General features: G+C 64.7%; 22 protein-coding genes. 14 read left to right on the forward strand and 8 right to left on the reverse strand.

Annotated elements, in window-relative coordinates:
• The first annotated feature begins 81 nt into the window (after nt 1–81).
• The 6 genes from pds (at nt 82) to KBZ14_RS05830 (ending at nt 8,156) form a co-directional block, all read left to right on the forward strand.
• Nucleotides 82–1,494 carry a 15-cis-phytoene desaturase gene (gene pds, locus KBZ14_RS05805; protein ID WP_255117357.1) on the forward strand — a complete coding sequence of 471 codons (1,413 nt, stop codon included), beginning with the start codon at nt 82–84 and terminating at the stop codon, nt 1,492–1,494.
• On the forward strand, nt 1,491–4,145 hold the full coding sequence (locus KBZ14_RS05810) for a response regulator (RefSeq protein ID WP_255117358.1): 2,655 nt from the start codon (nt 1,491–1,493) through the stop codon (nt 4,143–4,145). Before pds ends, KBZ14_RS05810 begins: the two co-directional genes overlap by 4 nt.
• A gap of 15 nt (nt 4,146–4,160) precedes the next feature.
• Entirely contained in the window at nt 4,161–4,547 is a 387-nt protein-coding gene (locus KBZ14_RS05815; protein ID WP_255117359.1) for a response regulator, read from the forward strand.
• A complete protein-coding gene (locus KBZ14_RS05820; RefSeq protein ID WP_255117360.1) occupies nt 4,547–5,605 on the forward strand; it encodes a response regulator in 1,059 nt (352 codons plus the stop codon). Before KBZ14_RS05815 ends, KBZ14_RS05820 begins: the two co-directional genes overlap by 1 nt.
• Entirely contained in the window at nt 5,602–6,549 is a 948-nt protein-coding gene (locus tag KBZ14_RS05825) for a phytoene synthase (RefSeq protein ID WP_255117361.1), read from the forward strand. The genes KBZ14_RS05820 and KBZ14_RS05825 overlap by 4 nt, the downstream gene beginning before the upstream one ends.
• Nucleotides 6,550–6,644: 95 nt before the next feature.
• Complete coding sequence (locus tag KBZ14_RS05830; RefSeq protein ID WP_255117362.1) at nt 6,645–8,156, forward strand: TolC family protein; 1,512 nt, start codon at nt 6,645–6,647, stop codon at nt 8,154–8,156.
• Here the strand turns inward: KBZ14_RS05830 and KBZ14_RS05835 are convergent.
• Nucleotides 8,065–9,534 (reverse strand): HAMP domain-containing protein, encoded by a 1,470-nt coding sequence (locus KBZ14_RS05835; RefSeq protein ID WP_255117363.1) that lies wholly within the window; start codon nt 9,532–9,534, stop codon nt 8,065–8,067. The genes KBZ14_RS05830 and KBZ14_RS05835 overlap by 92 nt on opposite strands.
• Before the next feature lie 67 nt (nt 9,535–9,601).
• On the opposite strand from KBZ14_RS05835, the gene KBZ14_RS05840 reads away from it, so the two are divergent.
• The 4 genes from KBZ14_RS05840 to KBZ14_RS05855 all read left to right on the forward strand — a co-directional run bounded on the left by KBZ14_RS05840 (nt 9,602) and on the right by KBZ14_RS05855 (nt 12,300).
• Nucleotides 9,602–10,366, forward strand: coding sequence for a MinD/ParA family ATP-binding protein (locus tag KBZ14_RS05840; RefSeq protein WP_255117364.1), 765 nt, complete (start codon nt 9,602–9,604; stop codon nt 10,364–10,366).
• Between the two features lie 3 nt (nt 10,367–10,369).
• Entirely contained in the window at nt 10,370–10,630 is a 261-nt protein-coding gene (locus tag KBZ14_RS05845) for a hypothetical protein (protein WP_255117365.1), read from the forward strand.
• 57 nt (nt 10,631–10,687) lie between these two features.
• Nucleotides 10,688–11,752 (forward strand): aromatic ring-hydroxylating oxygenase subunit alpha, encoded by a 1,065-nt coding sequence (locus tag KBZ14_RS05850; RefSeq protein WP_255117366.1) that lies wholly within the window; start codon nt 10,688–10,690, stop codon nt 11,750–11,752.
• 101 nt (nt 11,753–11,853) lie between these two features.
• Nucleotides 11,854–12,300: a VOC family protein gene (locus tag KBZ14_RS05855; RefSeq protein ID WP_255117367.1), complete on the forward strand. Its 447-nt coding sequence runs from the start codon at nt 11,854–11,856 to the stop codon at nt 12,298–12,300.
• On the opposite strand, the gene KBZ14_RS05860 is transcribed toward KBZ14_RS05855, so the two are convergent.
• The 5 genes from KBZ14_RS05860 to KBZ14_RS05880 form a co-directional block, all read right to left on the reverse strand.
• Nucleotides 12,273–13,454 carry an MFS transporter gene (locus KBZ14_RS05860; protein WP_255117368.1) on the reverse strand — a complete coding sequence of 394 codons (1,182 nt, stop codon included), beginning with the start codon at nt 13,452–13,454 and terminating at the stop codon, nt 12,273–12,275. The genes KBZ14_RS05855 and KBZ14_RS05860 overlap by 28 nt on opposite strands.
• Nucleotides 13,451–14,362 (reverse strand): alpha/beta fold hydrolase, encoded by a 912-nt coding sequence (locus tag KBZ14_RS05865; RefSeq protein ID WP_315856131.1) that lies wholly within the window; start codon nt 14,360–14,362, stop codon nt 13,451–13,453. Before KBZ14_RS05865 ends, KBZ14_RS05860 begins: the two co-directional genes overlap by 4 nt.
• Nucleotides 14,363–14,473: 111 nt before the next feature.
• Complete coding sequence (locus KBZ14_RS05870; RefSeq protein ID WP_399210475.1) at nt 14,474–15,232, reverse strand: ATP-binding cassette domain-containing protein; 759 nt, start codon at nt 15,230–15,232, stop codon at nt 14,474–14,476.
• A 1-nt stretch (nt 15,233) separates the two neighbouring features.
• Nucleotides 15,234–16,430 (reverse strand): ABC transporter permease DevC, encoded by a 1,197-nt coding sequence (gene devC, locus KBZ14_RS05875; protein WP_255117371.1) that lies wholly within the window; start codon nt 16,428–16,430, stop codon nt 15,234–15,236.
• Nucleotides 16,427–17,344, reverse strand: coding sequence for a DevB secretion protein (locus KBZ14_RS05880; protein ID WP_255117372.1), 918 nt, complete (start codon nt 17,342–17,344; stop codon nt 16,427–16,429). The genes devC and KBZ14_RS05880 overlap by 4 nt, the downstream gene beginning before the upstream one ends.
• A gap of 71 nt (nt 17,345–17,415) precedes the next feature.
• Between KBZ14_RS05880 and KBZ14_RS05885 the strand changes: the two genes are divergently transcribed.
• On the forward strand, nt 17,416–17,934 hold the full coding sequence (locus tag KBZ14_RS05885) for a cyclic nucleotide-binding domain-containing protein (protein WP_255117373.1): 519 nt from the start codon (nt 17,416–17,418) through the stop codon (nt 17,932–17,934).
• 33 nt (nt 17,935–17,967) lie between these two features.
• Entirely contained in the window at nt 17,968–18,144 is a 177-nt protein-coding gene (locus KBZ14_RS05890; RefSeq protein ID WP_255117374.1) for a hypothetical protein, read from the forward strand.
• 101 nt (nt 18,145–18,245) lie between these two features.
• Here KBZ14_RS05890 and KBZ14_RS05895 read toward each other — a convergent pair whose 3' ends face one another.
• Both KBZ14_RS05895 and KBZ14_RS05900 read right to left on the reverse strand, forming a co-directional pair.
• The gene (locus KBZ14_RS05895) at nt 18,246–18,674 is read right to left on the reverse strand and encodes an RNA recognition motif domain-containing protein (protein WP_255117375.1); all 429 of its coding nucleotides are present in this window, start codon (nt 18,672–18,674) and stop codon (nt 18,246–18,248) included.
• Between the two features lie 228 nt (nt 18,675–18,902).
• Nucleotides 18,903–20,207, reverse strand: a complete 1,305-nt coding sequence (locus KBZ14_RS05900; RefSeq protein WP_255117376.1) for a tRNA nucleotidyltransferase/poly(A) polymerase-related protein — start codon at nt 20,205–20,207, stop codon at nt 18,903–18,905.
• Between KBZ14_RS05900 and KBZ14_RS05905 the strand changes: the two genes are divergently transcribed.
• The gene (locus KBZ14_RS05905) at nt 20,206–20,457 is read left to right on the forward strand and encodes a Ycf34 family protein (protein ID WP_255117377.1); all 252 of its coding nucleotides are present in this window, start codon (nt 20,206–20,208) and stop codon (nt 20,455–20,457) included. The two genes, KBZ14_RS05900 and KBZ14_RS05905, sit on opposite strands and share 2 nt — an antisense overlap.
• Entirely contained in the window at nt 20,454–21,083 is a 630-nt protein-coding gene (tsaB, locus tag KBZ14_RS05910; protein WP_255117378.1) for a tRNA (adenosine(37)-N6)-threonylcarbamoyltransferase complex dimerization subunit type 1 TsaB, read from the forward strand. Before KBZ14_RS05905 ends, tsaB begins: the two co-directional genes overlap by 4 nt.
• Nucleotides 21,084–21,144: the final 61 nt, after the last annotated feature.

The following is a 21,144-nucleotide window of genomic DNA, read 5'->3' on the forward strand; positions in this document are numbered from 1 at the left end:
CATCGGCCGACGCTCACCAACTTTAAGAAGGCGGTGGCGGGAGCGGGCCTCTTAAGGTTGCTTTCTGATTCGGGGTTGTTCATGCGCGTCGCTATCGCCGGTGCTGGCCTGGCCGGTCTTGCCTGTGCCAAGTACCTCTGCGACGCCGGTCACACTCCGGTGGTGGTGGAGGCCCGTGACGTGCTCGGCGGCAAGGTGGCCGCCTGGCAGGACGAGGACGGGGACTGGTACGAAACTGGCCTCCATATCTTTTTCGGTGCCTACCGCAACATGCGCCAGCTCTTCAAGGAGCTGGATATCGAAGATCGCCTGCAGTGGAAATCCCACTCGATGATCTTCAACCAGAAGGAAACGCCTGGCACCTACAGCCGTTTCGAGTTCCCGGATATCCCCGCTCCCTTCAATGGTGTTGCTGCCATCCTCGGCAACAACGACATGCTCACCTGGTCGGAGAAAATCTCCTTTGGGCTGGGGCTGGTTCCGGCCATGCTCCGTGGTCAGCAGTACGTGGAAGAGTGCGATCAATATTCATGGACGGAGTGGCTGCGTATCCACAACATCCCGGAACGGGTGAACGATGAAGTGTTCATCGCCATGGCCAAGGCCCTGAACTTCATTGATCCTGAGGAAATTTCCAGTACGGTGGTGCTCACGGCGTTGAATCGCTTCCTGCAGGAGAGCGATGGCTCCAAAATGGCCTTCCTTGATGGCAACCCCCCCGAGCGGCTCTGTCAGCCGATCGTGGATTACATCATCGCCAGGGGTGGTGAAGTGCATCTCGACTCACCGCTGCGGGAGATCGAACTGGATGCGGATCGCCGGGTGAGTGGGTTTCGCATTGGTGGCATCAAGGGCAAGGAGGGCTACACCCTCAAGGCCGATGCCTATGTGAGTGCCATGCCCGTGGATCCCTTCAAGCTGCTGATCCCCGAGCCCTGGAAGGCCATGCCTTACTTCCAGAAGCTGGATGGTCTTAACGGTGTGCCAGTGATCAATATTCATCTGTGGTTCGATCGCAAGCTCACCGAGATTGACCACTTGCTGTTCAGTCGTAGTCCCCTGCTGAGCGTGTATGCCGACATGAGCAACACCTGTAGGGAATACGAGGATCCTGAGCGCTCCATGCTGGAGTTGGTGTTTGCCCCCGCCAAGGATTGGATCGGCCGCAGCGACGAGGACATCGTGGCCGCCACCATGGAGGAGCTCAAGCGTCTGTTCCCGATGCATTTCACCGGTGACAACCAAGCGCAGTTGCGCAAGTCGATCGTGGTGAAGACGCCGCTTTCGGTGTACAAAACGGTGCCCGGTTGTCAGCAGCTCCGTCCCGACCAGGCCAGCCCGATTCCTAACTTCTTCCTTGCCGGTTGCTACACCATGCAGCGCTACCTGGCCTCGATGGAGGGGGCCGTGCTCAGCGGCAAGCTCTGCGCCGAGGCGGTGGCGGCCTCTCCTGTGGCGGCGGGCCAGTTAGCCGCCATAGCCGCGGCTGGATGAGCCGCGACCCCGGCAGCAGTCCCATCGGCCACAAGGCCAGTGCCATTGAGCTTCGGGTGCGCCGGGTCACCCTGGCCTGGTTTGCCGTGATATCCACCCTACTGGTGGGCTCCGGCGTGTACAGCCTGCTGCGCCTGCGTGAGGCGGTGGATAGCTTCACCAGCTCCCAAGTCAGCACGGTCTCGAATAATCTCGAGAACCAGCTGCGCATCACTGACGCCATCTATAGGCGCTTGGCCCTGGCTGGTGCCCGCGTGCTGGCGGCTGACTTCCTCGTGCTCGGCCCGCCTTCCCTGGGGCCCCAGCCGGTCGTGGTAACAGGCCAGCGGCTGCCGGATCTGCGCTTCGGCTCCACTCCCGTGAGCGAGCGGGCCTATCTGGTTGCGGAGGTGGCACGGCAGATGGGGGCCACCGCCACGGTGTTTGTGACCAGCGGCGAGCGCTTCGTGCGGCTGGCTACCACGGTGCGGCGCGGCGACGGCAGCCTGGCGGTGGGCAGTGATCTCGATGCCAGCGGCGACCCCTACAAGGCCCTGCGCCGCGGCCACCTCTACCTCGGAGTGGCGCTGATCTTCGGCAACCCCTATTTCGCCGCCTACCAGCCGATTCGCGATCGCAGCGGCCAGGTGATCGGCGCCTTCTACGTCGGCTATCCGATCGCCACCCTCAACGAGATCGGCCGCAGCGTGCGTAACACTCATATCCTCGACAATGGCTTTGTGGCCCTCGAGGATTCCCGCGGCATACGCCATTTCCAGTCGAGCGATGTGCCGCCGGAGAAGGTGCGAGATCTACTCGATGGTGCCGCCTCCCGCACGTCAGGCAGCACCCTCTGGCGCGAGCAGGGCTATGAGGTGTCCCGGCGGCGTTTTGTGCCTTGGAATGCCAGCATCCTCATCGCCAAATACCTGCCGGATCTCGATCGCCTCAGCCTGAAGTTGTCGCTGGGGGTTCTCGGCCTGACGGCCGTGATGATCGTGGCCGTGCTGGTTCTCTCCTGGCTGGTTAGCCAGCACCTCACCCGGGCACTGATTGCCGGCGAGATTGCCCGCTGCCGGGCTGAGGAGCAGGAGGAGCAGGCCCTGGCGGCGCGGCTGGAGGCAGAGGAAGCCAACAACGCCAAAAGCACCTTCCTGGCCAACATGAGCCATGAGCTGCGCACGCCGATGAACGCGATCATTGGCTACAGCGAGATGTTGATTGAGGAGGCTGAAGAGCTCGAGTCGGCTGAGTTTGTGTCCGATCTGCAGAAGATTCGGTTGGCCGGTCAGCATCTGTTGGAGCTGATCAACGACGTGCTCGATCTCTCCAAGATTGAAGCCGGCAAGATGACGCTCTACCTGGAGTTGTTTGATCTGTCGGTCACGGTTCAGGATGTGCTAGCCACGGCGAAACCGCTGCTGGCCAAGAATGGCAATCAGCTGGTGCTGCACTGCCCTCTCGACATCGGCACGGTGCATGCCGATCTCACCAAGGTGCGCCAGTGCCTGCTCAACCTCCTCAGTAACGCCAGCAAGTTCACCGACCAGGGCACCATCACCCTCACGGTGCAGCCCACCAGCCTGGAAGGCCCCACCGGTCCGATCGAGGCGATCGCCCTAGCGGTGGCCGATACCGGCATCGGCATGACGCCCGAGCAGATGGGCAAGTTGTTTGGAACCTTCAGCCAGGCCGACAGCAGCACCACCCGCAAGTACGGCGGCACCGGCTTGGGGCTGGCCATCAGCCGCCGCTTCTCCCGCCTGATGGGGGGCGACATCACAGTGACCAGCTGCCCTGGCCAGGGCAGCACGTTCACCCTCACCCTGCCGCGCCGGGTGGTAGATCCCGAGGCCCCGGCCCCTTCGGTTGCTGCCGCTGCGGCCGAGCCCGCTGCCCCCACCCCTGTGGATGCCCCGCCGGTGGCGTCGCGGGGCACAGTGCTGGTGATCGACGACGATCCCGCCACGGTGGAGGTGGTGCGCCGCTACTTGGTGCGTGAGGGTTACCGGGTGGAGGTGGCCTATGCCGGCGAAGAGGGCCTGGCCAGGGCCCACGCCCTGCGCCCCGATGTCATCACCCTCGACGTGATGATGCCGGGCATGGATGGCTGGTCGGTGTTGTCGGCCTTGAAGGCTGATCCTCAGCTGGCCCAGATCCCGGTGGTGATGATGAGCCTGCTGGAGAACCGAGCCCTGGGCCAGGCCCTTGGGGCCGCGGCCTCGCTCAGCAAGCCCCTGCAGCGGGCTGAACTCGGCAGCCTGCTGGCCACAATCCGCGCCGGGGCCAGCCAGGGGCCGGCCCACCTGCTGGTGGTGGAAGATCAGCCCACCAATGCGGAGCTGTTGCGGCGGGTTCTGGAGCGGGAGGGCTGGATGGTGGACTGCGTCGCCAATGGCCGCGAGGCGCTGGCGGCGGTGGCCCAGGTGCGGCCAGCCCTGATCCTTCTCGATCTGATGATGCCGGAGATGGACGGGCTGGAATTCCTCGAGCAGCTGCGTCGCAACCCGGTCGCCGCCGCCATCCCGGTGATCGTGATCACCGCCAAGGAGCTCACCCCTCAGGATCGCCAGCGGCTGCACGGTCGCGTCAGCGAAGTGATCGCCAAGGGCACCTTCAATGCCGTGACCCTGGCCGAGCAGATCAATGCGATCCTGGCGGGTAGGTCATGAGGAGCGGACGGTGACATGGTGCGTGTGCTGCTCGTGGAAGACAACGAGATGAACCGCGACATGCTGTCGCGGCGCCTGGGCCGCAAGGGCTTTGAGGTGGTGATGGCTGTGGATGGCGAGCAGGCACTGGCGATGGCCGCCAGCGAGGCCCCGGCTCTGATCCTGATGGACATGAACCTGCCGGTGATCGATGGCTGGGAGGCCACTTGCCGCCTTAAGGCCGATGCCGCCACCGCCGCAATCCCCGTGATCGGCCTCACCGCCCACGCTATGGAGGACGATCGCGTGAAGTGCCTGGAGGCCGGCTGCGACGACTACGACACCAAGCCCGTGGATCTGCCTCGGCTGCTGGAGAAGATGCAGGCCCAGCTGGCCCGCATCGGCGTGAGCCTCGAGGGTTGATGGGCGATTCCCCGGCACCGGCTCCTGCCTCCTCGTCCGATCCGCTGGCCGAGCTGCGCCACGACCTCTGCACGCCCATCAATCAGATCCTGGGCTACAGCGAGCTGCTGGAGGAGGAGGTGGCCCAGGAGCATCCGCAGTTCGTGGACGATCTTCACCGCATTCAGCAGGCGGCCACCACGATGCTGAGTCTGGTGCGTGGCCGGATCACCGCCGAGGGTCTTGGCGTAGTCATCGATGCCTCGCCCGGGGCCGCGGCTATGGCCGAGGTCGCCACCGATCTTCCGGGCACCGGGGCCCCCAGCAGCGGCAAGGCTGAGCCGCTGGTGCGCCACCCCGAGCGGCTCGGCCGGATCCTGGCGGTCGACGACGATGCTCTCAACCTCGATCTGCTGGCCCAGCGCCTCAGCCGCCAGGGGCACGTGGTGAGCACCGCCAGCGATGGCCTCGAGGCTCTGGAGAAGGCGCGGCAGCAGCCCCTCGATCTGGTGTTGCTCGACGTGATGATGCCCCACCTCGATGGCTACTGCACCCTGGCGGCCTTCAAGGCCGATGAACAACTGCGCCACATCCCGGTGATCATGATTAGCGCCCTCGATGAGCTCTCCAGCGTGGTGCGCTGCATCGAGGCCGGCGCCGAGGACTATCTGCCCAAGCCCTTCAACGCCACTCTGCTGCGGGCCCGCATCGGCGCCTGCCTGGAGAAGAAAGCCCTGCGGGATCAGGAGCTGCAGCTCTACAACAATCTGGTGACCAGCCAGCAGCGCCTGGCCCGCGAACTGGAGCAGGCCGATCGCTTCGTGGGGTCCCTGCCGGTCGAGGTGCGGCAGGAGCCCCAGCTGGCGCCGCTGCTGGCGGCCTTTGAGCGCATGTCGGGTGCGGTGTCGCGGCGGGAGACGGAGCTGCGGGCCACGATCCAGGAGCTGGAGATCAAGATCAGCCGCCAGGCCCTGTCCCGCCAGGTGGGCTCGATCGTGACCGATCCCTCCTTCTCCATCCTGGCCGAGCGGGCTCGGGCCATGCGAGCCCGCCGCGATGGCTGGGGTGCCGCCGCATGACGTCGGCGCTCTGTCACCATGGCCAGCGTCCCAGTTGTGCTGCCGTGCTGCCCAGTCTCGAGCAGGCCTACGAGCAGTGCCGGCAGGAAACGGCCCAGTGGGCCAAGACCTTTTATTTGGGCACGCTGCTGATGCCCCCGGCCAAGCGCCGGGCCATCTGGGCGATCTACGTGTGGTGCCGCCGCACCGATGAGCTGATGGACAGCACCGAGGCCCAGGCCCGGCCCCTGCAGGAGCTGGCGGACCGGTTGGATGCCTGGGAAGAGCGCACCCGTGAACTGTTCGACGGCCAAGTGCGCGATGGCCTCGATCTGGTGATGCGCGACACCCTCGAGCGCTATCCCCAGCCGCTGCAGCCCTACCTCGACATGATCGAGGGCCAGCGCATGGACCTGCGCCAGCACCGCTACGCCAGCTTCGAGGAGCTCGAGCTCTATTGCTACCGGGTGGCCGGCACAGTGGGGCTGATGACCCAGGAGGTCATGGGCCTCGATCCCGCCTACACCTCCGCCCCCTGGAGCGATGCCCCCGACACCTCCGAGGCGGCGGTGGCCTTGGGCATCGCCAACCAGCTCACCAACATCCTGCGGGATGTGGGCGAGGATCGGGGCCGCGGCCGCATCTACCTGCCCCAGGACGACCTGGCCCGCTTCGGCTACAGCGAGGCCGAGCTGCTGGCGGGCGTGCTCAACGACAACTGGCGTGACCTGATGCGCTTCCAGGTGGAGCGGGCCCGGGCCTGGTTCAACCGCTCCGAGGCGGGGGTGCGCTGGCTGGCCCCCGATGCCCGCTGGCCCGTGTGGGCCTCGCTGCGGCTCTACCGGGGGATCCTCGATGTGATCGAGCAGCACAACTACGACGTGTTCAACAAGCGGGCCTACGTGCCCCGGGCCGGCAAACTCCTGGACCTGCCGCTCTCCTACGTGATCGCGCAGGCCCGATGAACCCGTTGATTCCCCTTCGCGCCATGGTGCCGTCCCGGGCCGCTTCCCTTCTCCTTGGTGTCGGCGGATTCTTGGCGGTGTGTTCTGCTCCGTTGGTGGCTGAGGCCCGGCCGGGTCAGCCCGAACCACCTCCGCCGCCCACCCAAACCGTGGAGAGCCTCGGCGCGGGTTGGCCCGCCGCGCAGCCGCTCCCCTCATCCGGCCTGAGCCCGATTGCGGCCGAGCAGTTGGGCAATCTGGATCTCACCAAGGCCGTAGAGCTGGCCCATCGCCGTAATCCGGTTGTTCGCCAAACCTATGAACAGCTGTTGGCTGCCCAGAACAGCCTCGGTGCCGCCTATGCCACCTGGTGGCCCGTGATCAATGCCAGCCTGAATGGCGGTCTTTATGGCCAGCGCTCTTACTACAACTACACCGGCGCCCTCTCGGGGGTGGGTGCTCCTGCCTCAGGCGCCTATGCAAACGCGCAGGCCTTCAACAGCAGCTACTTCCAGAGCCTGAACCAGTTTGATGTCAACTGGAATCTTTTTGATCCCGCCCGTACTCCTGCGATCTGGCAGAACAAATACCTGGTACGCCAGGCAGTTGACGGATATATCATTGCGCGCCGCGATAACAAGCTGCGCACAGAAGAGGCGTATATCAACCTGCAGCGGGCGATTGCGAAAACTCTCACCGGCCAGCAGCTGGTTGCCAATGATCAATTGCTTTATCGGCTGGCTCAGTCGCGAGTGAAGCTTGGCGTGGCCTCGAACCTGGAGCTGGCGAAGCAGGAGACCGTCCTGAAAACCGATCAAGTGAACCTGGTGAATGCCCAGCAGAACACGCAGGTGGCCCAGGCAGATTTGGCAGAACTGCTGAACGATGTGAACGCTGCGGCTTTGCGTCCGTCAGTCCCCTTGGCGCCTCTTGGAAGTTGGACTCAACCCCTTGAAGCCACATTGAGTTCGGCGATGGCCTATCGCAAGGTGATCGAGCAGCAGCTCACGGCTGTGAAGATTAATGAGGCCCAAGCCCAGATTGAACTGGCTGTGTATCGCCCAACAATTGCCCTGGTGAATTCGCTTTACTGGACCAAGGGCGTGGGTTACACAGCCTTGGGCCCTCCTTGGGTACAGAACGCTCGCACCGACTTCTGGAATGGCGCCACTGCTCTTCAGATCACGTTTACCGGTTTTGACGGCGGCCAGGCCCGCATGAACGCCGCTGCATCACTGCGCAAAGCACGGGCGGCCGAGGCCCAGGTGCAGTCCGCGGTCAACCAGGTGCGTCGCGAGGTCCAGACCTATTACGCCCAATCGCAGCTGGGCCGTGAAGCCGTGCTGCTGGCCTCGGCCCGAGTACGTTCCGCCACCGAGGCCCTACGGCTCCAAACCCTACGTTTCAATGCCGGTTACGGCACTATTACCGATGTTGTGCAAGCCCAGCAAGACCTCACCCAGGCGGTGGGGGTCTACATCGATCAGCTCGCTGACTACAACATTGCCCTGGTCAGCTTGGCCCGTGCCAGTGGTCTCAGTTATCAGGATGATCCTCAATTGATTCAGCAGGTGGGCAATCCCCTGGAGCGGCTGCGCTTGCCGGGTCGTCTGGCGAAGTTGGGTTGAGTTGCCCCTTGCGACGGGCCCGCATTTGTCGGGCTCGCTCGTTGAGGGCGCTGAAGGTGGGGTTGGCCGTGATCGAGCACACCTGGCCATGGAGGGTCTGCGCGTTGATGTCGATTTCCAGGGTGCGGATTCGGGCTTTCAACGAATCCTCTCGGTCGGCCACCGCTCCAGACATGCGGTTGAAGGCCTGGACAAGCCGTCCCAGGGCGTCATCGCTCGGGTAGGTCAGAGGGATGCACGAGTCGCCAGCCGCAATGCTGTCGGCGGCGCTGGCCAGGGCCCGTAGCTCCTGCTTGATGCCCTTGGTGATGCGCCAGGCGGCCGTGGCGCAGCCGGCCAGCAACAGCGCCGTGGCCACCACGAGCAGTTGCAGCATGTGGACCGTCGCCTGGCGGAGCGGTAGGAGGGTGCGATCGAGTAGGGTCTCCTCCACCAGAATCACCGCCACCCAGTTCCAGGAGGGGAAGGTGGCGATGAAGAGTCGTTGGGGCTTGGCCGGCTGGCCAGTTGTGCTGGGCGTTAGGAGGGCGCGTTCATTCAGCGTGCCCTGCCGCTGGGCTCCGGGGTGAGGAATGCCTCCGCTGCGAAGCATCGCCTGGCGCAGGGTCTCGCAGGTGCCTACGGCGGGTCGGGAAAAACTACAGAAGAGCTCCCCCCTGGCGTCATAACCGAAGAAGGCCACGAGGTGGTTCTTGTAGGGGAAGAGCTGGGCACTGCTGTTCAGCACCTGGTTGGCGGCATCGGTGCGTACGCTCACCGCTAGGAGGATTCGCTGGGGCTGTGTCGGGCTCTGCAGCGGGATGAGCCGTGTCATCCGCCAGAAGCCATCGCGATGAAGCATGGTGTTGCGGGAGGCGAAACTGCCGCTTGGCAGCTGAACGATCTCCTGCATTTCTTCCACGCTCGCGGCAGGAGGCACCCAGCCGGCGGCGAGAGCCTTCCCCTGGCTGTCCACACCGGCCAGGCGCCGCCAGATGCCACGGGGATCCTTGTAGTAGATCGAGGAGGATTCGGTGGGAATGGAGAGTGGCTGGGCCAGGGTGGCGTTCAGCAGCTTCGGTCCCTTGGCTGGATCGAGGGCTTGCCCCTGCCAGAACAGTTGTCCGCTGGAGTTGGCTGTGAGCTGGTTGCGGATCTGGCTGCTGAGGTTATCGGCATCGCGAGCCAGTTGTTGGGCAATTCCCTCGGACTCGCTCTGAATGATGCGGGTGGCGAGCAGCAGGTTGGTGCGGTTGTCCTGATCGAACAGGCTGGTGAGCTCCAGCTTGGCTGTCTGTGCCAGCTCCACCACGGTGGTGGCGGAAAGGGCCAGAAAGATGCCCAGGCCCACGATTGGGCCTGTGACTCCCAGGGCCATCAGGCGAACGGAAAGACGCATGCGCGGCCGCCGGGAAGGTTTGGATGGCAGTCCTACCATCAGCGCGAGCGCTGCAGTTCTGCAAGGCATGGCCCAGATCCTCGCGATCCACTCCTTTCGGGGCGGCACCGGTAAATCCAACCTGACGGCGAACCTTGCGACCGCTTTGGCGCTGCAGGGCAAGCGGGTTGCGGTTATCGACACCGACCTGGCCTCGCCGGGGGTGCATGTGCTGTTTGGATTCACTCCTGACCCCGGCCAGCCCACCCTCAACGACTACCTACAGGGCGATGTGCCGATCGTTAAGTGTGCCCACGAGGTCACGCCTGAACCGGTGAAGAAGGCCCATGGCCACATCTGGTTGGTGCCGGCTTCCATGGATAGTGATCGCATTGCCAGGCTGCTGCGGGAGGGCTATCAGGTCGAGAAGCTGAACGATGCCCTGTTCAGTCTCAGTGAGAGCCTCCACCTGGATCTGCTGCTGATCGACACCCACCCCGGCATCAATGAGGAGACCCTGCTCTCCACCGCGATTGCCGATTGCCTGTTGGTGGTGATGCGGCCCGACAGCCAGGATTATCTCGGCACCGCTGTTGCGATCGAGGTGGCTGAGCGGCTGGATGTGCCCGCCATTCGCATGGTGGTGAACAAGCTGCCTCAGCACTTCGATACGGAGCAGGTGCGAGAGCGGGTTGCCAGTAGCTATGGCGTACCGATTGGGGCATTGCTCCCTCTCAGCGAGGATTTGCTCACACTCGCCAGTGGCGGGCTAGCGGTGCTCAGTTATCCCACCCATCCCTGGAGCGAGCAGGTGCGGGGCCTGGCCAGCGAACTGCTGGACAGTGTGCTTTGACCCATGCTGAGCATCGATCTCGACAGTCTCCCCAGTGGCCCCCTGTCCATGGCTGGCTTGCTCTCCATCGAGCCTGCCGAATTGCGTCGCTTGCTGAAGGGTGGCCTGCGGCGTGGGCTCAGCACGGATGATCTGCAGGCTCTGCTGGAGCAGGAGTGGCAGAGTGGCATGGATGCCCCACCGGTGCAGGCCTTACTGGCTGCACTCCAGCAACGGGGCTGGTTCAGTTGGGAGGGTGATCGCTGGAAGACTCACCTGGGTTAGGGCTCTTGTGCTACAGCTTTGCCCAGGTAACCGTCCAAGGGCTGGCCCTGAGCTGCGATGAAATTGCTGGATTCCTGGTACGCCGTTGCATTGGCGTCATCCCTGAAGCCCGAGCAGCCTTTGGCAGTCCAACTGCACGGTGAGCGCTTTGCCCTCTGGCGAGATGCCAGCGGTGGTGTAGCTGCGTTGCTAGATCGTTGCCCCCACAAGGGAGCCTCGTTGAGTGCTGGCCGGGTGAACGCTGGGGTGATCGCCTGTGGCTATCACGGCTGGTGTTTTGGTGCCGATGGCCACTGCAGCAGCATTCCCGCCCAGCACACCGGTGAACCGATGCCTCGCCGGGCCCATACCCGGGCGGTGCACTGCCGTGAGGGCTACGGCTTCCTCTGGCTGTGGTGGCCCCGCGACCCGCAGTCTCCTCTGCCCGCAGCCGCTGCTCTGCCACCGCTGCCGCCGGTGGGGCCTGTGCCTGAGGCCGGCGATCCCGAGTGGCGCAACCTTGAGGGTCAGGTGGAGTGGCAGGCCCACTGGCTGCGGGTACTGGAGGCTTTCATGGACCTGACCCATGCTCCCTTTGTGCATTCCGGCAGCTTCGGTGCCATGGCGCCCGATCAGCTGATGCCCGAGGAGCAGTGGGTGCAGGACGACAGCCTCTACGAGCGGGTGCTCGCTCCTCGCGACCGTCACTATCGCGCTGACCAGGGTCGCGGTTTGTGGGCCTTGTTCAATGGGGATGAGAGGCCTGACGACAAGGCGGCTGGTACAGCTGGCGATGCCGGTGTGCAACACATTCAATTGTGGCTTGCCAATGTGTCGCTGGTTCGGGTGGTGTTCGGAGATTTCCGCATTTCGCTGCTCACGGCCCACGTGCCCATCGATGACGGCCAGACCCTCAACCTGTGGCGCCATTTCCGTTCCTTCTTGCGAACTCCCCTGGCCGATGGCAATGCCCGCGGCCGGGTGGAACGCTTCATGGCCGAAGACCAGCGCATGGTGGAAACTCTCACCCCCCGGGAGCCCGATGTGGACGGCCGGGGCGACCTGCTGCTGGCCAGCGACGCCATGACCTTGGGCCTGCGCAAACTGCTGCGCGATAAGCGCAGCAGCGGCCTGTTGGTGTGAACCGATTGTGGGACCCTGTTTGTTGATCTCGCTGGAATCGGCTGGCTGATTTCAGCTCGCCTGCTCTCATCTGTCTGCTTCTGAACATCCGTTGACTCGCGATGAGCTCCCCTCCCGACAGCTTCGCTATTGCAACCACCGCTCTGCCGATCGAGGCCCTCGATCACGTGGCCCTCACGGTGCGGGATCCCCAAGCCTCGCTTGAGTGGTATGAGCGGGTGCTGGGATTTTTGCCAGCGGCGATGGAGGGCTTAGAGAGTGGCCCTCCCTACATCCTTCGGGTGTCCTCCGGCTGCTATCTGAACCTCTTCCCCGCTGATTCGGCTACCCCTGAACCGGCGCCTGATCACAACACCATTGCCATGCGCCATGTGGCCTTTCGTGTCACCTATGCCCGCATGGCAGATGTGGAAGAGGAGCTGAAACGGCGTGGTCAGCAGGTGATGGCCTTTGATTACGGCCCTCGCTGCCGTTCCCTGTTCGTGAGCGACCCGGATGGCCACCAAGTGGAGCTGATTGGCTACGGCGAGGGAGTGTTCACGGCCTGAGTCCGGATTCGGGCACTGATCAGGAGGCCTGCCGCCAGCAGCACGAGTGCTGCCTGAACCTGGTAGGCCGTGGCGTAGCCGCTGTAGGTGTAGAGGCGTCCGGCCATCAGGGGCCCCAGCAGCTCTGTCAGGCTGATACACGACTGGGTCAGCCCGCCCAGAATCCCTTGCTGGTTCGCCGACACTGTGAGCGATAGCAAGGAACGCAGGCCTGGTGTGCTCAGCCCCACACCCGTGGCGAACAACAGCTGGGTGAGATAGAGCTCATTGCCGGAGCGGATGGCCGCCACCCCCAGGATGGCGATGGCCACCAGGATCAAACCCACCCCAGCCAGCCGCCCGGCCTGGAAGCGCTTTAGCAGGCGTGGGATCAGGCCGCCCTGCACCGCAGCGGCGATCACCCCGACGTAACAGAGCACCCAGCCTGCGGCCTGGGGGCCCCAGCCGAAGCGGTCACGGGCATCCACCACAAAGATGCCGGTGAAGGCGGAGAAGCCCAGATAGAAGAGGAAATACACACTGAGCAGACGGCGGAGATGTCCTCGCTCGTGGCTCCAGAAGCGCAGGGGATCCGCCTCCGATTCAAGGTGGTGCGTGGAGTTCCTGGTTTCCTGCAGCACCAGAAGGATCTGAACCAGGTTCACCAATGTGAAGGCCGCCGCCGCAAAGAAGGGGGCCCGTGGGTTCACGGCACCTAGTAGTCCACCTACCGCTGGCCCTGCCACAAATCCCAACCCCAGGGAGGCCCCGAGGGCGCCGTAGCTCACCGTGCGCTGGTCAGCATCCTCAACGGAGTCGGCCACCACGGCCTGTGCCAGGGCGAACACGCCCGCGCTGGCGCCCTTGATGCCTTGGAACAGCATCAGCAGGCCCAGGCTGGGGGCTAACGCCGAACCCAGCAGTGCGAGGCTGCCGATGCCCACCGAAGCGGCCATGAGCGGCTTCCGGCCCAACCGATCCGACCAGCGGCCGATCAGCGGAGCCCCCACCAGTTGGCAGCCGGCGTAGACGGCTGTGACCTGGGTGATGGAGATGGCGTTGAAACTGCCGGTGAGGTCACCCACCAGAAAGGGCAATACGGGCAGCAGCAGGCCGAAGCAGGCTGCATCCACGGCTACGACAAGGCAGAGGGTGAGCAGCGCGTGGCGATTCATGGGGTGAGGTCTCCGTTGTGGAGGGCATCCAGCAGCAGCGGATTCACCTGCTCGGGGGCCTCGTCATGTGGACAGTGTCCTAGGCCGGGTAGCTCGTGCAATTGGCGCACGCATGGGAACTGGGCCGCCCATCGGCGGGCTTCCTCGATCGGTTCCCAGGGATCGCGTTGCCCCCAAATCAATGTGACCGGGGTCGTGAGTCCTGAGAGCAGTTCCGGCGCGATGCGGTCGTTGAACAGATTGATGAATCCGCGGAAGGCCTCGCTGGCGCCTGGTTGCTGCGCCGGCTCCAGCAGGATCTGCACCAGCTGGTCGTCGATGTTGGCGCCGCTGGGATAGGCCTGCTGCAACACCTTGCGGATCACTCCGGGCTTGGCGAGCGAACCGAACAGGGTGGCCGTGAGCCAGCGCTGGCGCACAAGGGCTTTCAGAAGCGGCCGCCCCCATCGCCGCAGGGGCGGTTGTTCCGAGAGACGCTTGTCATCGAGGGCGCGCTGGGCACAGTCCACCAGCACCACCTGCCGTGCCGGCCGGCCGGCTTCGGCTAGCCGTGCCGCGGCGGCGAGCGCCACCACGCCGCCGATTGAGTTGCCCACCAGCTGCACAGAACCCTCCACGTGGGCTTCGATTGCCGCCACCACCTGCTCGGCCCATAGATCGATGCCATAGCGGCAGCTGCCGGGTGCTTCTTCCTCTCCCTCCAGTTGCGATGGTGGTTTGGCACTGGCGCCAAAGCCGAGTAGATCGAGGGCGAGAACAGGGCGATTGGCCCTCAGCTGCGCCACGTTGTGGCGCCAATGTTCCTTGCAAGCACCAAAGCCATGGATCAGCACCACGGTGCTCGGGGATGGAGTGGTTCCAGCGGAGGCGGTGCTTGGCTCTAGGGCCGGGGCGCTCAACAGGCCCACTGGAAGGCCCCTCCAGCTCCAGGGAACCAGCCATTCAGATGGGAAGACGGATCGTTCCATGGATGGGCAGGGGAGGGCGAAAGCTGGCCTGGGCCAGCCATGAAAGGGGAGTTAGTGGGCGCCGGCCAGCTCCGTGGCATCGGGCTGCCAGGCCTTGACCCGGCCGTCCTCGATGCGCCAGATGCGGTCAGCATCCTTGAGCAGCCGCAGGTCGTGGGTGACCAGCAGCACGGCACTACTGCGGCGGCGGCAGAGATCGCCCAGCAGTTCCACCACGTCCTGTCCTGACTGGCTGTCCAGGGAGGCGGTGGGCTCGTCGGCCAGCACCAGTTCGGGTTCGGGGGCCAACGCGCGGGCGATGGCCACCCGCTGGCGTTGGCCGCCTGAGAGTTCGTCCGGGTAGTGGTGTAACCGGTGGCTGAGTCCCACCGCATCCAGGAGCGCGCAGGCCCGCTCGGTGCGCTTCCGAGGATTGGGTTCGTTGAGCTGAAGCAGCAGTTGCACGTTCTGCAGCACCGTCAGCGATGACACCAGGTTGTGGCTTTGGAAGATGAAGCCGATCCTGCGGCGGATCGCCACCCGATCGCGCTCGCTCGCACCGTGTAGTTCCCGGCCGAGCACTTGGAGTGATCCCTCTTCCACGGAGCGCAGCGCGCCGATCAGGGTGAGCAGGGTGCTTTTGCCGCTGCCAGATGGGCCCACCAGCAAGGTCACCTCACCGGCCTTCACCTCGAAGTTGAGACCGTGCAGGATCTGGCTGCGCAGTTCGCCTTCGCCGTAGCTATGGCGAAGATTCTCGGTGACGATTACTGCATGGCCGGCGGCAGCCTGGATTGGTGGGGTGGCTGATGGAGCAGGCATGGAGGCCATCTCAGAACACCGATGCCGGATCGGCATCGCGAAGCTTGCGGATGGCGATGGCTGCAGAGGCTGCACAGATGCCGAGGGTGAGGGCTCCCACCAGGCCAGTCTTGTCTGGAGTCATCTGGATACGGATGCCGGAGGCGGACGTGAGGAAGGCGTACATGCCGGTGCTGATCAAGGTGGCCGGAATGAACGAGGAAACACCCAGCAGGAAGGCTTCCTGGATCACGATCGTCAGGATGAATTGATCGGCAAACCCCATCGCCTTGAGAGTGGCGTACTCCTTGAGGTGGTCACTCACATCGGTGTAGAGCACTTGGTACACCACCACGCCTCCCACGAGCAGGCCCATGATCGTGCCGAAGCCGAAGATCACGCCGAACGATGAGGCGGTGTTCCAGTAATCCCGTTCCTGGGCGATGAGCTCGGCCTTGGTGAGCACCTGCAGTTCGCGGCCGTATTGCTGGCGCAGGAACCGTTGCACGCGAGCGGCGCTGGCGCTCGGATCAAGGCGGATCAGCCCCATGGAGATCTCCCCCTCGTTGATCTGCCGGTAGGCGAGCTGGATGGCTGTTGTGTCACTGCTGATCAGGTTGCTGTCGGCGGCGAACGTGGATCCGAGCCGGAAGAGCCCCATCACCCGGAAGGTCTTGGAGAAGTCCGAAAGGATCAGTTCCTGTTGGCCATTGCTCTGAACCGCTGCTGCGATCGGGCCTGTGTTGCGGTTGCCCAGGGTGTCGAACAGCACATAGTTAGGAGTCTTGAGCACCCCCGCTTGGGCCAGCACATCGGGGAGTTTCAAGACCTGGGCATCCGGGTCGTAGCCGATCAGTCGCAGGCTGGTGGGTTTTACGCCATCCAGTTTCTGCACGTTCACGTTGGCCACGTACAGCGGAATGGTCTGCTTCACGCCCTCCACCCCGAGGGCATTGAACAGCAGCGATTGGGGAAACTGCTGGAAGTTTCCGCTGTTCAGTGTGGCCGGGCTGATCAGGATCAGGTCGGCATCGAGGGCCTCATAGAAGGTGGTGGCGCTGTCGAGCAGTCCAGATTGGAAGCCCAGCTGCATGTACATCAGCAGCGCAGCGAAGCCGATGCCGGTCACGGCCACCAAATAGCGGATGGGCTGTCGCTTCAGCTGAAGCCAGGCCAGGGGCAGGTCGGCCAGGTTGAGGCCGCCCAACAGGCGCCGGAGCCAGCTCATGGATCGAAGCGCACGGTCACGTTCAAGCCGCTGAGGCGAGAGACCCGCTCGCGATCGGCTGGATTGAGGTTGAGCTTTACCAGCACCACCCGGGCATTCACGTCGTTGTTGGAGTTGGTGGCAAATAGGTCGCGGTCAGACACCACGCCGATGATGGATTCCAGCTGAGCTCGCAGGTTGCCCTTGAAGCCACCGCTCTCAGGCCGAACCGTGGCCCCTTGGCCAAGGGACAGCCGAGCCACATCGCTCTGGAACACCTGCGCCCACACCTGCATTTGGTCCGTGCGCCCAATCAGCGCAAGACCTTGGTCGGTTTCCTTCATGCCCGGCCAGCTGTAGATGCGGATCAGGTTGCCGTCGAGGGGTGAGCGGATTTCGGCGGCGTTGAGCTGCTGACGGGCCTTGACCACCGCAGCTTGCGCTCCGACAATATCGGCCTGTTTGGTGATGATGCTGGCGGAGGTTTTGGCCAGTTCTTCTTCGGAGATGGCGCCGTCGGCATAGAGCTGGCTACCGCGGCTCTTGCTGATCTTTAGGAACGGCAGCAGGGCTTGGGTGGAGACCAGATTCGACTCAGCCTGATCGAGCATGGCCTTGAGCTGGCCGTAGCTGCTCAGACGGGTGAGCAGCTGCCCCTTGCTGATCGGATCGCCCTCGTTCACGAACCAGCGATCCACCACCTCATTGCCACCGGCTGTGCCGGCCGGGACAGCCAGTTTCACCAGGCCGCCACTGGGAGTGAGGCGCCCCAGTGCGGTCACCTGCTGGATCAGGGGAGCCTTGGGACTGGGCGCGGGTTTCGGGCGGGTCACGCTCCAGCCGACAACGGCCGCACCACTGATGAGGGCACCGATAAGCCAGGGGCGGTAGCGCTGAACCCAGGGAAAACCCTGCTGCGGGCTCGTGGCGGCCATGAATGTTGGCAAGTTGGCAAACTTTAGGCGGAGCGCACCACTAACATCCGATCGCCACGACCGACTTCGGGATGCGCCGCGTCACCTTGCAGGCTGGAGAGTACGTCTACAAACTCGACGACCCGAGCGAGAGTGTTTATCTGGTCCGCTCCGGCAAGGTCGAGCTCACCACCCCTTACCCGGAAACCGGCGAGGGCGTGGACTCATCCCATGGGCCTGGCCGTGTGTTTGGTGAGGTTGAGGTGATCGATGGCCGCACCCGCACGTCCAATGCGCGCGTCGCTTCCACGGTTGACCTGATGCAGATTGATCGGGAGGAGCTGATGGACATCCTCTACGCCCATCCTGAGAAGAGTCTGATTCTCGGCAAGAGCACCTTTGATCGGCTGCGGGAACTGTTCAGTGAAGAATCCCTGGACTCTGAGCTGGCCCGGCTTCGTGAGGAGATGCAGCTCAGTATCCGAGAGGCTGTTGTGGCCCACGAATCGCGGGTGGTGAAGAGCCACAACGGCATGGCCGCCATCGGTGTGCCGATCGTGTTGATGGTGGCTCTGGCTGTAGGGGCCTATTGGTTCTTCCACCGCGGCTGAGGCCCCAGTTCTGTTTGTTCTCGATTTCCTGTCATGCGCAACGAGCCCACCCCTGATGAGAAGGCGGCAGCCTTCGACAGCTTTCGTGATGACCTGACCAAGTCTGTTGGTCAAGGAATGGAAGACCACGAGTCGAAGATGACCAAGATGGGCTTTCTCTTCCTGGGGATCTTCGTGGGTGTGATCGCCCTCGCCGCCCTACTTCCATAAGCCAAAAAAGACCCACCAAGAACTGGCATTCCAGGTTCTTGGTGGGCGATTTTGCTGACGGGCTGTTGATTTGGGCGATCGTTTGACAGCCCAGGCCTGGATCAGACCGCAGCCTTCTGATTGTCGAGTAGGCCCTTGAGCTTGGCCAGTTCACCGGCCCAACGGGGATCGGGAGCGCCTTCCTCCACGCTGTCGCTGTGGACCACCTTGTTCACGGCCTTGCGGGCCACGGGTGTGCTGCCGGGGGCTCCACCGGGGCGGCGATCGTTGCCCCGCCGCTCGTCACGACGCTCGGAGCGCTCGATCCGCAGGTTGTTGCCGCCGAAGTCACGGCCATTCAGCTGCTCGATCACGGCATCAGCCACCTTCTCGTCGTCCACGTTGGCGAAGCCGAAACCACGGCCGGCACCGGTTTCGCGGTCTTGGACGGCCTTGAAGCGGATGCCTTCACCCACCGAGGCGAACAGCGCATCGAGTTCCTTGGCCTCGAAGTTCTGCGGCAGGTTGCCGACGTACAGACGAACGCTCATGGGATCAGGGGAGAGGGAAGAGGGGAAGAGTTCTGGCTGGTCGGGGTCACTGACTGACGCGGCGTGCCGAGATCCCGACTTCCGTGTTCGACGTGTTGTTTGGACGTGGACGCCTGCCTTGGGAGGCGATCCCGTCGATTCAGTGCTGCAGATGAATCCGATGTGGAGAATGCAGCGGTGCCCTAACTGGCGCGAATCAGGTCGTTGGTAACGCCTTTGCCGACAAAGTTAATCACGGCGTGGTGCCGTTTCGCTACTGCCGGGGGTGGATCTGAGCCACACCTGCGCCTGCTCCAACGCCTGCTCTCGCGTGTGGATCCGCCCGAAGGCTTGCTCGAGCATCAGGTGATCCAGCAGTGCACCGAGCTGCGGGGAGGGGCGTAGGCCCAGCTCCCGCTGCAGGCTGCCGCCATCCATGGCGGCGCGGGGATGGAACAGGGGATCGCTGGGGTCACGCCAGCGGGCGAGCCAGGCCTGGGCCTGCTCCGGTGGCCAGCCCAGTAGCAGCGCGGGCAGATCGGCCTCTAACTGCCGGTGCAGTTGCAGCCGATCGGTCTCCGGCAGGGCGGTGGCGGCGGCTGCAGGAGCCGTGGCGCCAAGCCGATGTTGCCAGTGGCGCAGGCGCTCCACCCGCTGCTGCCACTTGCGGCTGCTGCGCAGGGCCTGCAGCACCTGGGCGTCGAGCACGGCCGCCAGTCTGGCCAGGGGCAAGGCCTCCAGGGTTTCCTCGGTGCTCAGGCCTGCGGCCACGGCCCTGGCGGGGGTGAGGGCCTCCAGCGCGTTCGGGCCTGCCTGGCTGGTGCCGGGGGGTGCCCAGGGCTGCAGCAGGCCGCAGTGGAGGGTCTGCTGCAGTCCGCGCTGACCCTGTGGCGCGCCGGCCAGTTTCTCCAGTTCTGCTAGAACCCGCTCCCCTGCCACCGTGGCGATCCGGCCGTGGTGCTGTTGGATCCAGGCCCAGGTGCGGGCCTCCAGCTCAAATCCCAGCTCGCTGGCCAGCCGCAGCCCCCGCAACAGGCGCAGGGGGTCGTCGAGCAGATTCGCCTCGCTTACCGCCACCAGCGCGCGCTCCTGCAGGTGGCCCAGGCCTCCCGTGGGGTCCAGCAGCGCGGCATGGGGCTCGAGGGGGAGCGCGATGGCGTTCACGGTGTAGTCCCGCCGGCGCAGATCCGCCTCCAGGCTTGGTCCCTCCTGGCGGGCCAGGTCCACACTCCAGCCCCGGATCGCCAGGCGCGCGATGGATCGCTCGGCATCTAGCACCACGGTGCTGCCGCCATGGCGGCGGCTCAGCTGTCGGCAGAGGTCCAGGGCATCCGTGGGCACCACCAGGTCGAGGTCGGGCTTGCTGCCCAGCCGATCCAGCAGGGCATCTCGCACGGCCCCTCCCACTAGGGCTGTGCCAGCGGGGAAGGCCTCCCGGGGAATGGGCCATCCCTCGGCCGCCAGGCGTTGCCAGGCCAGGGCCGCATCAGCTATGGCATCCCTGCTGGCGCCGGGAGGAGTCACAATGGCGCCATCCGCACCGGCTACGGGCATGTGCATCTGCGTGGACTGCCGCTGGGTCGACCAGTGCCAGGCCTACCACGCGGTGGAACGGCAGCATGGCGTGCCCCACCTGACGCCGCAGCCCTCCTTCGTGCCGGAAGCTCCCAGGATTCATGTGCAGGTGATAACGCTGCCCCGCCACCAAGTCGGGGTGGAGTGGGATGTGCGCGCCTGCGCCAGCTTCGAGGCAGAACCGGGCCGCTGGCAGTGCCTGCGGCCCGGTCTGGCGGTGCCCACATGAGTGGCTCGTCGTTGCTGCTGGCGCTGCACAGCTCCAGTGAAACCTTCGCCCTCGCCGTTCAGGTCCTGACGGACGACCACCCGGCCCAGGTGGCCAGTTTTCCCCTCGGGCGCCGGCTCTCCAACGACCTACTCGTCTGTGTGGAGGAGCTGCTGCCGGCGGACCAGTGGCCCCGGATCGGCCGGCTGGTGGTGGCCACCGGTCCGGGAGGGTTCACCGGCACCCGCCTCACCGTGGTGTTTGCCCGCACCTTGGCCCAGCAACTGGCCATCCCCCTGCATGGCTACAGCAGTTTTCTGCTGATGGCCCATCGCCTGGCGGCTCCGGGCCAGGTGATGGCAGAGGTGCCGCGTTTCTGGCTCACCCAGGAGTTGCCGCGGCGTGGGGTGGTGGCGGGTTGCTATGGCCCCGCCACCAACGGCGCTATGGCCGAGCTTGAGCCACCGCGGCTGTTCCGTGGCGGCGAGGGCCTGCCCGCCGAACCTCGGCATCCAGCGGTGGTGGATCCGGAGCCTGATGTTCTGCAGTTGCTGCAGCTCGGCCAGCGGGCGGCCGCCGCCCAGCTGCCGGGGCCCTGGCAACCGGTGCTGCCCCTGTATCCCACCAGCCCGGTGGATGGACTGTGACGACTGATCATCGCCAGCGCCGTCGTCGCCGGCTGCGACCCCGTCGCTCCGGGGGGCTGCG

The organism is Synechococcus sp. HJ21-Hayes (genome assembly GCF_024345835.1).
In the GTDB taxonomy this organism is placed as follows: Bacteria; Cyanobacteriota; Cyanobacteriia; order PCC-6307; family Cyanobiaceae; genus Vulcanococcus.